The organism is Lentzea terrae (assembly GCF_003265345.1).
Lineage (GTDB): Bacteria > Actinomycetota > Actinomycetes > Mycobacteriales > Pseudonocardiaceae > Lentzea > Lentzea terrae.
The window spans coordinates 226,150-240,371 of sequence record NZ_QFWW01000006.1 but is presented as its reverse complement, the minus strand read 5'-3'; the positions used below and the strand labels follow the sequence as shown (position 1 = coordinate 240,371).

The following is a 14,222-nucleotide window of genomic DNA, read 5'->3' as shown; positions in this document are numbered from 1 at the left end:
GGAGTGCCGACGTGTGCGGGGGACGCGGGTTTGGGTGTGGTGACGGTCGCGGGGTCGGGAGCGCCGGCGTGAACTCAGCGGAAGTGCGGGCGTGGGTGCCCGCAGGTTCGGGAGTGGCGGAGGTGGTCGGGTGATCCGTTTGGTGATCGTCGACGACCACCCCGTGGTCCGCGACGGCTTGCGCGGGATGCTCGCGTCCGACGACTTCGAGGTGGTGGGCGAGGCGGCGTCCGGGGACGAGGCGGTGGCGGTCGTCAGCGCGATGTCGCCCGACGTCGTCCTGATGGACCTGCGCATGCCGGGGTCCGACGGTCTGTCCGCGATCGAGCGTTTGCGCGCGCACCCGTGCCGGGTTCTGGTGCTCACGACCTACGACACGGATCGGGACGTGTTGCCTGCGATCAAGGCCGGCGCCACCGGATACCTGCTCAAGGACACGCCGCGCGACGAGTTGCACCGGGCGATCCGTGCTGCCCACGCGGGGGAGGCGGTGCTGTCGCCCGCGGTGGCGACGCGGCTGCTGGGGCAGGTGCGGGAGCCCGCGCTGGAGCCGTTGTCCGCGCGGGAGCTGGAGGTGCTGGCGTTGGTCGCCAAGGGGTCGACCAACCGCGCGGTGGCGGCGGCGTTGTTCATCAGCGAGGCGACGGTGAAGACTCATCTCCTGCACGTCTACGCGAAGCTCGGGGTGAGTGACCGGGCGGCGGCCGTGGCGGTGGCGTACGAGCGTGGGCTGTTGAAAGGGCGTGGGCGTTGATTCCGGGCTATGAGGCCTATCCGCTGGTGGAGGGCGACGAGTACCTGGAGCGGCCGCTGTTCTGGCTGTGCCATCTGAGTTCGTGGCTGCTCGGCGAGAAGGCGCAGGAGCTGGCGTTCGGCGCGGACTGGGACGCGGCCGAAGAGCTGGTCGACGAGCTGTGTTCGGTCGAGCGCTGGCCGGTGTTCACCGTGCCCGTTGGCAACGGGTGCGTGATCCGGGTCGTGTACCGCAACTTCGACGGCGACAAGGGCATCGACTACCACCTCCAGGATCAGCAGGAGGCGTTGGTGCTGGCCAGTGACGGCTCGTTCATGGGGCCTGGCCTGTCGTGGCGTGAGCTGGACGCCGTGGCCACCGACGCGCGGACGTTGCTGCTGCTTCTGCCGATGCTCGGCGACGCCGACGTGCCCGCGGAGGCGATCACCAGGGTCGCGGCAGCGCTGGAAGAGCTGACCTGGGTCGAGGAACCGGAGACGGTGGCCGGGCTGATGCTCGACGGACAGGGCCAGTGGGAGCCGGCGAACTGGCGTGAGCGGGACGGCGTCTGGATCTGCGACGGCGCCTACAGCTTCCGGTGTCCGCACAACGCGATCTCGTTCAGCCCGGAGCAGCTCGCGAAGGTGAGTGCGGCGCTCAACGAAGGCTGAGAGGGTCCCCCGCGGCGGGGCCACTTCGGTTGGCCCCGCCGCTCGCGGCAACTCCCCCTTGCCACTCCCTCACCCCTCGCGATGTAGGAACTCCCGCCAGTCGCCCAGATACGAGATGTCCCGAATGTCACCCGATTGGAGCAACGGCTCGACCACAGCGTCGCGGAGCACGGTGGCCAGGGCGGCGCTGCCGTCCTCGAGCTCGATGACGCCGATCTCCAGCTCCGGGGGCTCGGCGGGGACGAGGTGGTCGCGCAGGACCTTCAGCGGCAGGTCGTAGAGCTCACCGACGACCGAGGCCGAGCCCGACTCGTGCATCGCGGGGAACTTGTCCCGCACCGAGAAGTACCGGTACTTGGCCGCACTGCGGGCTCGGCACACCATCGGGGTGCCCTGGAGCTGGGAGTGCAGCGGTCCGCCCTGCATGCCGCCGCCGTTGAGAAAGATCAGTGCCATGACTCTCCTGGTGGATCGGGGTGGACAAGGTCGACAGCGGCAGGCCCGTGCCGCCGTGCCGCAACGCCACGAGCTCGGCCGCGATCGACACGGCGGTCTCGGCGGGGGTGCGGCCGCCGAGGTCGAGGCCGATCGGGGACCGCAGCCGGGCCAAAGCAGCAGAAGGCACGCCGGCCTCGCGGAGGCGCTCAAGACGCTCAGCGTGCGTGCGTCGGGAACCCAGGGCGCCCACGAACGCCAAAGGCATCACGAGAGCCGACGACAGCACCGGGATGTCGAACTTCGGGTCGTGCGTCAGCACCACGACCGCCGTGGACGAGTCGGTGTGGGTGCCAGCCAGGTAGCGGTGCGGCCAGTCGACGACGACCTCGTGCGCCGCGGGGAAACGTTCCGCAGTAGCGAAAAGAGGCCGCGCGTCGCACACCGTCACGTGGTAGCCCAGGAAACGGCCGATCTCGGCAACGGCCGCCGCGTGGTCGATCGCGCCGAACACCAGCAGGCGCGGCGGAGGCAGCCACGACTCGGTGAACACGTGATCCTCCAAGGCAAAACGAACTGACACCGGGTGTCCGTCCAAAGAGGCCTGAAGGGCCGCGCGCAACCCAGGACTGTCGCGCTGCACCAGGACGTCCAGCGAACCGCCGCAGGTCAGGCCGACCGCGAACGCCGTGTCGTCGGAGTAGCCGAACGTGGCCAGCGCCGGCTGAGACGTCGCCAGCACCGTGCACGCGAGGTCGTAGACCTCGGCTTCCACACAGCCGCCGGACACGCTGCCGATCACCTCGCCCGAGGGGCCGACCGCCATCGCCGCGCCCACCGAGCGGGGTGCGCTGCCGCGCACCGCCACCACCGAGGCGACCGCGAAACGGTCCCAGGCCAGCAACGTCTCAGCCAGGTCACGCATGAAGAACCTCCTCGTGGGGACGTGATCAGTGGCCGCTGATCAGGTCCACGCCGAAGTACACGGCGAACATCAGGGCGAGGCCCGTCATCAACCAGCCCGGCCACCGGCCCTTGCAGATGCGCAGCACCACGTAGGACACGAGGCCGGCACCGATGCCGTTGGTGATCGAGTAGGTGAACGGGATGATCGCCACGGTCAGGAACACCGGGATCGTGAAGTCGGTGTCCTGCCACGGGATGCGGCGGATCTGCGTCATCATCAGACCGCCGATCACCACCAGGGCCGGTGCCGCCGCCTGGGCGGGCACGATGGCCGCCAGCGGGGTGAAGAGCAGTGCCACCAGGAACAGGCCGCCGGTGACCACCGACGCGAGACCGGTGCGGGCGCCTTCGCCAACGCCCGCTGCCGACTCGAGGAACACGGTGTTCGGGGCGGAACCCGTCACGCCACCGGCGACCGCACCGGCGCCGTCGACCATCAGGATCTTGCCCATGCCCTCGACGCGGCCGTCCCTGGTCAGGCCCGCCTCGTCGGACACCGACGTGATCGTGCCCATGGCGTCGAAGAAGCCCGACAACACCAACGTGAACAGGAAGATCGTCGCGGCGATCACGCCGGCCGAGACGAAACCGCCGAACAGGTCCACCCGGCCGAACAACCCGAAGTCCGGTGAGCCGACCACCGACGACGGCAGCTTGGGCTCGACCAGTCCCCAGCCCTTGACCGCGAACGCGGAGTTCACGATCACGGCGACCACCGTGGCGACGACGATGCTGATCAGGACCGCGCCCGGCACGCCGCGCGCCATCAGGACGATCATCAGCAGCAGGCCCAGGCAGAAGATCACGATCGGCCAGCCGCTCAGGTGGCCGTCAATGCCCATCCGCACGGGAACGGTGGAGCCCACCGCGTCCGGCGTGCGGGTCACGAAACCCGCGGAGACCAGGCCCACCAACGCGATGTAGAGGCCGATGCCCACCGTGATCGCGATCTTCAACGGTTCGGGGATCGCGTTGATGATCCGCTCACGGACGCCGGAGGCGGCCATGATCACGATGCACACGCCTTCCAGCACCACCAACCCGAAGGCCTGCGCCCACGTCATGGTCGGCGCCATCTGGAACGCCACCACGCCGTTGACGCCCAGACCGGCGGCGATCGCCAGCGGTGCGTTGCCGACCAGTCCCATGAGGACGGTCATCACACCCGCGGCCAACGCCGTCGCCGTGGTGATTTCAGCGATGGTGAGCTTGGCGCCGGTGATGTCGGCGGACGCACCGAGGATCAACGGGTTCAGCAGCACGATGTACGACATCGCGACGAAAGTCGTGATACCGCCCCGCACTTCGCGGCCCAGAGAGCTGCCACGTTCGGTGATGCGGAAGAACTGGTCGAGCACCGACGTCGATTGTCGGCTCCGTAACTGAGTCATTGGCAGACGGCCTTTCCCATGCCGGTGGGCGCGTTCCTACGCCGGAACGCGTTTAAGCAAATGCAAGCTCCGGTCAGCTAGACAGGCTTGTGGCCGTCAGTAATCGATACGGGTGGCGAGCGACATCCACGCGGTGAACGGGGCGTTGTCCTCGCCTGTGGAGATCTGGTGCACGGGCAGGTCCCACTCGGAACGGGACTTGCTGAACAACTCGTAGAACTCGCGGTCGTCGAACCCGGCTGCGGCCGCGTCGTGGCGGTCGGCGGCGTAGACGACCCTGTCCACCCGCGCCCAGAGCGCGGCGGACAGGCACAGGGGACACGGCTCGCACGACGAGATCAGCGTGCAGCCGGTCAACTTGAAGTCACCTAGCGCCTGGCAGGCCGCGCGGATGGCGACCACTTCGGCGTGCGCGGTGGGGTCGAGCGTCGGCGTCACTTGGTTGACGCCGGTGGCGATGACCGCCCCATCACGGACGATCATCGCGCCGAACGGACCGCCGCCAGAAGCCACGTTGCGGGTGGCCAGGTCGATGGTGGCGAGCAGATGTGCGTTCACAGCAGGAGACTCCAAAACGATCAGGTACCGGTGAGGTGTTCCGGGCGGACCGGGACGCGGGTGAGCGCCAGGCCGGTCGCCGCGCGGATCGCCGCCACGATCGCCGGGGTCGACGAGATGGTGGGCGGTTCGCCGACGCCGCGAATGCCGTACGGGGCATGGGGATCGGCGAGCTCGAGCACGTCGATGCTCATCGGCGGCATGTCGAGCACGGTGGGAATCAGGTAGTCGGTGAAGGACGGGTTGCGCACCTTGCCGCCGGAGGTCTGGATCTCCTCCATCACCGCGAGGCCGAGGCCCTGGGCGGACCCGCCCTGGATTTGGCCCAGCACGGCCTGCGGGTTCAGCGCACGGCCCACGTCCTGCGCGCAGTCCAACGCCACCACGCGCACAAGGCCGAGATCAACGTCCACGTCGACCACCGCACGGTGCGCGGCGAAGCCGTACTGGACGTGCGCATTGCCTTGTCCGGTCTCGGGATCGAGCGCCTCGGTTGCGCGGTGCCGCCACTCGGTGGTCTCGTCGATCACCTCGTCGCCGATGTCGGTGCGGCCGGCCAACTTGTCGCGCACCAACGCACAGGCGGCCTTCACGGCGCCACCGGTGACATAGGTCTGGCGCGATGCCGAGGTGGAACCGCCGTTGCCGATCGTCGTGTCCATCGGCAGCACGGTCACCCGCTCGATGCCCAGCTCGGTCCGCACGATCTGCTGCATGATCGTCACCAGGCCCTGGCCGACCTCGCACGCGGCGGTGTGCACGGCAGCTGCCAACTCGTTCTGCACCATCGAGACCCGCACGCGAGCGGTCGAGTAGTCGTCGTAGCCCTCGGAGAAGCAGATGTTCTTGATGCCGACGGCGTAACCGACGCCGCGCACCACACCCTCGCCGTGCGTCGTGTTGGACACGCCGCCGGGCAGCTCACGGATGTCGGTCGACGTACCGGCCGGCAACGGCTTGTCCTGCACCAGCTTCAGCAGCTGGGCGACGGGCGCGGCCGAGTCGACCACCTGACCCGTTGGCATGACAGAACCCTCGGTCATCGCGTTGCGCACCCGCACGTCGACCGGAGACATCCCGAGAGCCTCGGCCAGCTTGTCCATTTGGGACTCGTAGGCGAAACCTGCCTGCACCGCACCGAATCCGCGCATCGCACCGCACGGCGGGTTGTTCGTGTAGACGCCGTAAGCATCGACGGTCACGTTGTCGACCTCGTACGGCCCAACGCCCAGAGTCGCCGCGTTGGCCACGACAGCCGGCGTCGAGGAGGCGTAGGCACCGCCGTCCAGGTACATCCGCGTGCGGACGTAGACCAGCTTGCCGGTGTGGTCGGCGCCGTGCTCGTAGTAGAGCACCGCCGGGTGCCGGTGCACGTGCCCGTAGAACGACTCTTCCCGGTTGTAGACCATCTTCACGGGCTTGCCGGTGTGCAGAGCCAGCAGGCACGCGTGCACCTGCATCGACAGGTCTTCCCGGCCACCGAACGCACCGCCGACGCCGGACAGCGTCAGCCGCACTTTCTCGACCGGCAACCCCAGCGCGGAAGCCACCTGGTCGCGGTCGACGTGCAGCCACTGCGTCGCGATGTAGAGATCGACCGAACCGTCGGTGGCCGGCACCGCCAGGCCGGACTCCGGACCGAGGAACGCCTGGTCCTGCATGCCGACCTCGTACCGGCCGGTGACCACGACGTCGGCCGTGATGTCCTGCGAACCACGGCGGATCGGGACGTGCCGCACCAGATTCCCGCCGGGGTGCAAAGGGGTGTCGTCCACCGCGGTTTCCATGTCCACGACTGGTTCCAGCACGTCGTAGACCACGGCGATCTTCTTCATCGCCCGCAGCGCGGTCTCCGGGTGGTCGGCACCGACCAGCGCGATCGGCTCGCCCTGGTAGCGCACGACGTCCACGGCGAGCACCGGCTGGTCCTTGTGCTCCAACCCGTACAGGTTGCGACCGGGTACGTCCGAGTGCGTCAGCACCGCGTACACACCAGGAACCTTCAGCGCCTCGGTCAGGTCGACCGACACGATCCGCGCATACGGGTGCGGTGAGCGCAAAGTAGCGCCCCAGATCATGTCCTCGTGCCACAGGTCGGACGCGTAAGCGAACTCGCCGCGCACCTTCAGGTTGCCGTCTGGGCGCTGCGGCGACGTCCCGATGCCACCCGACACCGCGGAGGTGAGTTCGGCGGGAGTGAGGGTCATCGCGCTGCCTCCTGAAGCTTCGCGCTGGCGGACGAGAGGTCACGCGCCAGCTCGTCGGTCGACGCCGTCTGCAGAACCCCGTCCCGCACGACGACCTGACCGCCCACGACCAAAAGTTTCAACGGCGGCGGCGTGCCCAGAACCAATGCCGCCACCGGGTCCGCGATACCCGCGTAGTCCATTCCGGACAGATCCCACACGGCCAGGTCCGCGACCTTGCCCGGCTCGATCGAGCCCAGCGAGTCGTCCCGGCCCAGGCACCGCGCGCCACCCATCGTGGCCATCCACAACGCCTGCCGGACGTCCAACGCTCGCGGCCCGCCCCGCTGCCGCGCCTGGTGCAACGCCGCACGCAGCTCGACGACCAGTCCACCGTCCTCATTGGACGCGGCACCGTCGACGCCGAGCCCGACCGGCGCACCGGCGTCCAGCAGGTCGCGCACGGGCGCGATCCCGGTGCCCAGCCGCCCGTTGGACGTCGGGCAGTGCGCGGAACCGGTGGAGGTCGCCCCGAGCCGCTTCACGGCGTCAGAAGACAGGTGGACGGTGTGTGCGAGCCACACGTCCGAACCCAGCCAGCCGAGCTGCTCGGCGTACTCGGTCGGCGTGCAACCGTTCTCCGCCAGGCACTGCTCTTCCTCGTCCAGCGTCTCGGCCAGATGCGTGTGCAGCCGAACGCCATGACGGCGCGCCAAAGACGCAGCCCCGGTCATCAGCTCGCGCGACACCGAGAACGGCGAACAAGGCCCAACGGCGACGCGCACGAGCGCGTCATCAGCCGTCGAGTGGTAGTCACCGATCGCCTGCTCGGTCGCGATCAACGCGGCCTCGGTGTCCTCGACCAGGTTGTCCGGCGGCAGCCCGCCCTGCGACTCGCCGCGGTCCATCGACCCGCGGATCGCCTCCAGCCGGATCCCGATCCGGCGCCCGGCCGACACCAGCGCGTTGAACACGTCGCCGCCACCAGACGGGAAGACGTAGTGGTGATCCGCAGCCAACGTGCAGCCCGTCAAGGCCAGCTTGGCCAGCCCGGCGGACGCCGCCGCGTGCGTGACCGTGTCGTCGAGCCCGCGCCACACCGGGTAAAGCGTGGTCAGCCACTCGAACAGGGTCGCGTCCTGTGCCAGCCCCCGCGTCGCCCACTGGTACAGGTGGTGGTGGGTGTTGATCAGGCCGGGCGTGACCAGGCACGACGACGCGTCGACGTAGGTGTGCGACTCGTACGGCCGAGGCGCCGGACCCGAGCCGACGGACTGAATCCGGCCATCAGCGACGACAACGTGACCGGACGCGTGCTCGGTCCCGGCCGAATCTACAGTGGACACCGCACAGCGGTCGAGAACGATCATCGGCGCGCCGCCGCCAATCGCACGGCGTCCAGGATCTTCTCGTAACCCGTGCAGCGGCACAGGTTTCCGGCGAGCGCCTCGCGGATCTCCGGGTCGGACGGCGACGGCACGCGGTCCAGCAGGTCGTGCGCCGCGACCACGAGACCGGGCGTGCAGAACCCGCACTGCACCGCGCCCGCCTCGACGAACGCTTCCTGCACCGGATCGAGCTGATCGCCCTGAGCCAGCCCTTCGACCGTCCGCACGGAACGGTCCTGCGCCTGACCGGCCGCGACCAGGCACGCGCACACCGGCACGTCGTCCAGGTAGACCGTGCAGGAGCCGCACTCGCCCTGCTCGCAGGCGTTCTTCGAGCCGGGCAGCCCGAGCCGCTCGCGCAGCATGAACAGCAGCGACTCGCCTTCCCACACGTCGTCAGCCTGGCGCTGCTCGCCGTTGACCGTCACGTTCACGCGCATTGCTGCTCCCCATCCAGAAGTTCCTGCCAGGCCCAGCCGAGCGTCCTGCGAGCCATCACTGCCAAGGCGTGCTTGCGATACGCCGCCGATCCGCGCACGTCGTCGATCGGCGAGGCGGCGAGCGAGACCAGCTCGCCGAACTCGCGCTTCACCGAGTCCAGCAACGGCTTCGGCGACGAGAAGTCCAGCTCAGAAGCCAGGAACTGCTCGGCCTCGTGAGCGCGCCGGGGAGTCGGCGCGGCGGACCCGACGGCCGCGCCCACCCGCTTCTCCGCCGGGAACAGCGAGATCGCGAACGAGCACACCGCGATCACCATCGCGTTGCGCGTGCCGACCTTCGAGAACTGTTGTGGCCCCTTGGCAGGCGCCAGGTGCACCGCCACGATCAGTTCGTCCGGCTCCAGGGCGTTCCGCTTCACGCCGACGTAGAACTCAGCAGCCGGGATCATCCTGGTCCCGCGCACGGAGGCCACCTCGATGACCGCGTCGGACGCCAGCAGCACCGGGTGCGTGTCTCCCGCGGGGGAGGCCGCGCCGAGGTTGCCGCCGACCGTGCCGCGGTTGCGGATCTGCGGCGACCCGACCGTGCGCGAGGCCATGGCCAGGCCCGGCAGCTGGGCACCCAGCTCGTCGATGATCCGCACGTACGGCACACCCGCGCCGATCCGCAGCCCGTCGGACCACTCACCCAGTTCAGGGATCCGGGTGAGGTCCAGCAACGCGGCCGGGCGGCGGTGGTCGTAGTTGAGCTCCACCATCACGTCCGTGCCGCCGGCGATCGGCACGGCGTCCGGCCGGGAGGCCTTCAGCTCCAACGCCTCCGCAAGCGTTTCCGGTCGAAGGAAGTCCATCGTCAGCTACCTCGGTAGGTGGAGTAGGCGAACGGCGAGAGCAACAGCGGCACGTGGTAGTGCTGCGCCGGATCGGAGTAGTCGAACGTGAGCACGACCTCGGGGAAGAACGGCGCCGCCTCCGACGTGTCGAACACGAGCCGGTACACCCCGGCTTCCAGACCATCACCCCATCCGGTGATCCGGCCATCGGCGTTCGTCTCAGCGGAACTCACCTCGGTCCCGTCGCGGCGCTGCAGCGACACGGTGATGCCCGCGAACGGCCTGCCGCGTGCCGCGTCCAGCACGTGCGTGGAGATCGTCACTCGCCCTCCCATCTGGTTGTGAGCCAGTACACATAGCCACAGGTCCGTACCTCTACGGCGGGACGCATGAATCAGCAGGCTCCTACACGTAACGAATTTGTGCTTTCCTACAAACACGAATGGACGAAAGTGACCTGTCATGTTGCTGTTGCGGACGTTGCTGCAGATGCCGGAACTGCGCCTGAGCCTGCACACCGGTGAGGACCAGCTCGACCGCACGGTCACCCGTGTGTACGGAACGGAGCTGCCCGACCCCAGCCGGTATCTCTCCGGCGGGGAGCTCGTGCTGTCCGGCCTGCTCTGGCACCACGGCCCGCAGGACTCGGAGACGTTCGTCCGCTCGCTGGCCTCGGCCCGCGTCGCCGGGCTGGCCGCCTCCGAGACCGAGAACCACGCGCTGCCGACTGACCTCGTCGACGCCTGCGAGCGCCACCACGTGCCGCTGCTGGAGGTGCCGGTCGACCTGTCGTTCGCGACGATCACCGAGCGCGTCTCGATGGAACTGGTGGGGCTGTCCAGACACCGGCGGCTGCTCAACGTCGTCGCCGAGGGCGCCGGGCTGCCCGCGTTGTTGCTCGCGGGCGGGCACGAGCTGAGCGCGCCGTGCTGGGTGCTGTCGACGACCGGCCGCGTCGTGGCCGGCGGCGAGCTGCCCGACCGGGTGTCGCTCGTGAAGGAGTTCCTGCAGGCCGACCGGCTGCCCCGCACCGTCCGGGGGATGACCCTCGTGCCCGTGTCCGAACGCGGCGGCAACCGGCTCACCAGCTGGATCCTCGTCGTGGGCGGGGATCCGCAGCAAGAGGCCGCTGCCGAGCTGGCGTCACTCGTGGCGTTGGAACGGCTCCGGCAGGCACAGGGCAGGCAGATCGAGAACCGGACCGCCGCGCCGTTGGTGGCCGCGGTGTTGAGCGGGTCCGCCGACGTGGAGTCGCGGCTGGCGGCGGCAGGGCTGGAGAACGCGCGGCTCCGGGTGATCAGCGCGGTCACCTCCGACCAGCGGACCGATCTGGCGGCCGCGGTGCTCGAGGAGACGCTGCCCCACGCTTTGGTGACGCCCGTCGGCGACACCGTGTACGCGGTCGCCCGGTCCGACGACTCGGTGCCGGACGACGTGCGCGAGGCGATCCGGGTGATGGAGCCGGGCCTCGGCTCGGCGCGGGTGCTGGTCGGCATCAGCTCGCCGGTCGAGTGGCGCGGACTGCGTGGCGCTGCGGAGGAGGCCGCACACGCGCGCAGGCTTGGCGAACGGCGTGGTGGCCGCACGTGTGTGGTGGCAGGCGAGGAGATCGCGCTGCACCAGCTGCTGCTCGCGGGTGTGCCGGAGGAGCTGCGGACGTCGTTGCGACGACGGTTGCTCGGCCCGGTGCTCGACTACGACGCCGAGCACGGTTCGGATCTCGTGGGGACGTTGAAGGTGTTCCTGGACTGCTCCGGGTCGTGGACGGCGGCGGCTCAGAAGCTGCACGTCCACGTGAACACGTTGCGGTACCGGGTGGGCCGGGTGGAGGAGCTGCTCGGCGTGGACCTCGCCGAGTTCGAGGCGCGCGTGGACCTCTTCCTGGCGTTGCAGGCGGGGTAGCTTGGACGCGTGTCCGAGCGTCGGCCGATCGAACGCATCGCGGCCGACCTTCGTCGTGTGCGCCGGACGCTGGCGGGCTTCGAGCCCGGCACGTCGGCCGTCAAGAAGATCGCGGCTCGGCAGGCCTACGACGCGCTGCTCGTGCAGGCCTGTGCGGCGTTGGAGGTCGAGCACCGGCTGTCCGTGCTGCCCCAGGGCATGGACCGGGACCTCGAACGGCTGCGGCTGGAAGAGTGCTTGCGCGAGCGCGGGTTGTCATTCTGACGGCTGATCCTTCTCGAGCCTTCAGGCTGATGTCCCGGCATCGCACCGCTTCTACCGTCTCGGCCATGAAGATCGCCTTATTGACGGGCCTGCTGCTCGTCGGAAGCACCGGCTGCGCGGCAGTGCCCGACATCCGCGTCGTGGTCGAGGGAACGGGTACGACGGATCGGCTGACCTACTCGTTTCCAGGTGAGGACGAACGAACCCTGCGCAACCCGGACGTGCCGTTCCAACGCATGGGCGTGCGCGAGGGACGGGTGGCGATCCGGCTCGAAGGGGTGCAGGGCGAGCTCACCTGCAAGATCATCGTCAACGGGCGCGAGGTGAAGTCGGCGACCTCCGCCACGGGTGCCGCACTCGCGTGCGATCACTCGATGGCCGTCTGACGCAAGACGGCGAAAGCCCGTAACTTCGACTGTTCGGGGAGGTACGGGTGATGAAGAACGTGATGAGCGGCAGTGCGGGGAACGTCGTCCAGGCGGGGGCCGTGCGGGACGTGCACTTCCACTCACCGCGGCGGGAGGTGCTCGCACCGTTTCAGCTACCGCCCGTGCCTCGGTGCTTCGTCAGCAGGAAGGCCGAGCTCGCCGCACTTCGGCCCGGCGAACTGGTGGTGCTGAGCGGGCCAGGAGGGGTCGGCAAGACCTCGCTCGCCCTGAGGTGGCTCCAAGATCGGCGCGCCGCCTTTCCGGACGGTCAGCTGTACGTCGATCTCGGTGCGCACACGCCGACCGGACCGGTTGCGCCCGAGGAGGCGTTGGAGGGATTCCTGCACGCACTCGGTGTCATCGACATTCCGCCGCAACTGTCCCGGCGTGCCGCGTTGTTCAGGTCTGTCACGGCGCGGCGACAGCTGTCCGTGCTCCTCGACAACGCCGTGAGCGCCGCTCAGGTTCGTCCGTTGCTGCCCACGTCCGGCACGATCGTCGTCACGAGCCGGTGGCGGCTGAGTTCGCTCGGCCTCGACGGCGCGCGGTTCGTGGACGTCGCGCCGATGGGCGTCGAGGAGTCCGTCGAGCTGCTGGACAGCGTTGTCGGGCAAGGGCGGCTTGCGCGCGAACCCGATGCGGCGCAGGAGGTCGCGCGGTTGTGCGGCGGTCTGCCGATCGCACTTTCGGTGGTGGGCGCGCGGTTGTCCACGCGGCCGCGGCGGACCTTTTCGCGTGAGGTGGTCGAGTTGCAGGACGACAGGTTGCCCGCGCTGGACGAGTCGGCCTCGGTCAGGTCGGTCCTCGATTTGTCCTATGTGGAGCTTCCGGCTCGGCAGGCGCGGCTGTACCGGTTGTGCGCCTGGCTTCCCGGCAGCACGTTCGACGTGTCGGTGGCTGCGGCGATGATCGAGGAGCCGGAGTACGACGTCGAGGACGCGCTCGAGGACCTCGTCGAGAAGTCCTTGCTGAGCGAAGCCGGTGACGACCGGTTCCGGTTCCACGACCTGTTGCGGGTGCATGCGCGCGGCAAGGCCGATCCCGACCGCGCGGCTGCGGTGCGCAGGGCAGTGGAGTGGTACCTGGCCAGGGCGGTCGAGGCGGATCTCGTGCTGGCGCCGGACAGATACCGGTCGAGCTCGGCGTACGCACTGGCACGCAGGGACGCCTACTCGTCGGCGGCGGAGGCGATGGGATGGATGGTCCACGAGCGGGAAAATCTCGTGCGCGCCGTCGAGATCGCTCCTGCCGACCTGCGGTGGCAGCTGTGCGAACCGTTGTGGGCGCTGTTCAAGCACTACCGCCTGCACACCGACTGGATTTCGACTTACCGGCTGGGTGTCGCGGCGGCGGGCGAGTGCGGAGAACCTGTCGCCCAGGCGCGGTTGCGGACCCGTCTCGCCCTGGCGTTGATCAACACGGGCGCCGTGGACGAGGCCGTCGCCGAGCTGGAAGCGGTGCTGCCGCTGAACGATCCGCTCGTCGTGTCCACCGCGCTGACCCTGCTCGGCCGGGTGAGCGAGCCCGAACGGGCGTTGGCGCTGTACCGCGAAGCGCTCGAGTTGCGGACCCGCGACCGGGGCCGCGGGCACGCGCGGCGCCACATCGGTGAGGTGCTGGTGGAGCTCGGCCGGCACGCGGAGGCGATCGCGGAACTGGAGCTGGCGGAGTCGCTGCTGAGCGATCCTGCCGAACAGGCCCGTGCGCGGACGTTCCTCGCCAGGGCGTGCCGGTTGGCCGGTGATCCAGGGCGGGCGCGAGCGCTGCTCGACTCCGCGCTGGAGGGGTTGAGCCACTCACCGGTGCACCTCGCCGACGTCCACCTCGAACTCGCCGAGCTGGCTGACGACCCGCGCCCGCACCGGCTGGCCGCGCTCGCGTGCTACCACGACCAGAACGATCCACAGGCCGTGCACATCCAGGCGTTGCTCGACGAGGACGGCGGCGCAGCCGGGGTGATCCCGCAGCGCCGCGAACGGTGAGGTGCCCGCGGGGCAGATCAGCACGTCGGCCACGGAGGCCAGCCG

At 69.4% G+C, this 14,222-nt stretch carries 14 protein-coding genes and 1 pseudogene; 6 read left to right on the top strand and 9 right to left on the bottom strand.

The window, feature by feature from the left end; translation table 11 throughout:
* Nucleotides 1-130 precede the first annotated feature (130 nt).
* Both DI276_RS10180 and DI276_RS10175 read left to right on the top strand, forming a co-directional pair.
* On the top strand, nucleotides 131-754 hold the full coding sequence (locus DI276_RS10180) for a response regulator (RefSeq protein ID WP_112263021.1): 624 nt from the start codon (nucleotides 131-133) through the stop codon (nucleotides 752-754).
* Nucleotides 751-1,404 (top strand): hypothetical protein, encoded by a 654-nt coding sequence (locus DI276_RS10175; protein WP_112263020.1) that lies wholly within the window; start codon nucleotides 751-753, stop codon nucleotides 1,402-1,404. The genes DI276_RS10180 and DI276_RS10175 overlap by 4 nt, the downstream gene beginning before the upstream one ends.
* A 69-nt stretch (nucleotides 1,405-1,473) precedes the next feature.
* Here the strand turns inward: DI276_RS10175 and DI276_RS10170 are convergent, their stop codons facing one another.
* The 9 genes and pseudogenes from DI276_RS10170 to uraH form a co-directional block, all read right to left on the bottom strand.
* The gene (locus DI276_RS10170; RefSeq protein WP_408610517.1) at nucleotides 1,474-1,830 is read right to left on the bottom strand and encodes an allophanate hydrolase-related protein; all 357 of its coding nucleotides are present in this window, start codon (nucleotides 1,828-1,830) and stop codon (nucleotides 1,474-1,476) included.
* Nucleotides 1,831-1,990: 160 nt separating this feature from the next.
* Nucleotides 1,991-2,764 (bottom strand): annotated as a pseudogene (locus tag DI276_RS10165) (XdhC family protein); the annotation flags it as partial.
* 25 nt (nucleotides 2,765-2,789) lie between these two features.
* Nucleotides 2,790-4,196 (bottom strand): NCS2 family permease, encoded by a 1,407-nt coding sequence (locus DI276_RS10160; protein WP_112263017.1) that lies wholly within the window; start codon nucleotides 4,194-4,196, stop codon nucleotides 2,790-2,792.
* Nucleotides 4,197-4,292: 96 nt separating this feature from the next.
* Entirely contained in the window at nucleotides 4,293-4,754 is a 462-nt protein-coding gene (locus tag DI276_RS10155) for a nucleoside deaminase (RefSeq protein ID WP_198680545.1), read from the bottom strand.
* 20 nt (nucleotides 4,755-4,774) lie between these two features.
* Nucleotides 4,775-6,961: a molybdopterin cofactor-binding domain-containing protein gene (locus tag DI276_RS10150; protein ID WP_112263015.1), complete on the bottom strand. Its 2,187-nt coding sequence runs from the start codon at nucleotides 6,959-6,961 to the stop codon at nucleotides 4,775-4,777.
* Complete coding sequence (locus DI276_RS10145; RefSeq protein ID WP_112263014.1) at nucleotides 6,958-8,310, bottom strand: 8-oxoguanine deaminase; 1,353 nt, start codon at nucleotides 8,308-8,310, stop codon at nucleotides 6,958-6,960. Before DI276_RS10145 ends, DI276_RS10150 begins: the two co-directional genes overlap by 4 nt.
* Nucleotides 8,307-8,768, bottom strand: a complete 462-nt coding sequence (locus DI276_RS10140; RefSeq protein WP_112263013.1) for a (2Fe-2S)-binding protein — start codon at nucleotides 8,766-8,768, stop codon at nucleotides 8,307-8,309. The genes DI276_RS10145 and DI276_RS10140 overlap by 4 nt, the downstream gene beginning before the upstream one ends.
* Nucleotides 8,759-9,619, bottom strand: a complete 861-nt coding sequence (locus DI276_RS10135; RefSeq protein ID WP_112263012.1) for an FAD binding domain-containing protein — start codon at nucleotides 9,617-9,619, stop codon at nucleotides 8,759-8,761. The genes DI276_RS10140 and DI276_RS10135 overlap by 10 nt, the downstream gene beginning before the upstream one ends.
* 2 nt (nucleotides 9,620-9,621) lie before the next feature.
* Nucleotides 9,622-9,936 carry a hydroxyisourate hydrolase gene (gene uraH, locus DI276_RS10130; RefSeq protein ID WP_112263011.1) on the bottom strand — a complete coding sequence of 105 codons (315 nt, stop codon included), beginning with the start codon at nucleotides 9,934-9,936 and terminating at the stop codon, nucleotides 9,622-9,624.
* A 127-nt stretch (nucleotides 9,937-10,063) separates the two neighbouring features.
* Here uraH and DI276_RS10125 point away from each other — a divergent pair, with 127 nt between their 5' ends.
* From DI276_RS10125 to DI276_RS10110, 4 genes are all read left to right on the top strand, one after another.
* Complete coding sequence (locus DI276_RS10125) at nucleotides 10,064-11,503, top strand: PucR family transcriptional regulator (protein ID WP_112263010.1); 1,440 nt, start codon at nucleotides 10,064-10,066, stop codon at nucleotides 11,501-11,503.
* A 9-nt stretch (nucleotides 11,504-11,512) separates the two neighbouring features.
* The gene (locus tag DI276_RS10120; RefSeq protein WP_112263009.1) at nucleotides 11,513-11,767 is read left to right on the top strand and encodes a hypothetical protein; all 255 of its coding nucleotides are present in this window, start codon (nucleotides 11,513-11,515) and stop codon (nucleotides 11,765-11,767) included.
* Between the two features lie 65 nt (nucleotides 11,768-11,832).
* Nucleotides 11,833-12,153 (top strand): hypothetical protein, encoded by a 321-nt coding sequence (locus tag DI276_RS10115; protein WP_157984615.1) that lies wholly within the window; start codon nucleotides 11,833-11,835, stop codon nucleotides 12,151-12,153.
* A 50-nt stretch (nucleotides 12,154-12,203) separates the two neighbouring features.
* Nucleotides 12,204-14,177, top strand: coding sequence for an ATP-binding protein (locus tag DI276_RS10110; protein WP_112263007.1), 1,974 nt, complete (start codon nucleotides 12,204-12,206; stop codon nucleotides 14,175-14,177).
* Nucleotides 14,178-14,222 lie beyond the last annotated feature (45 nt).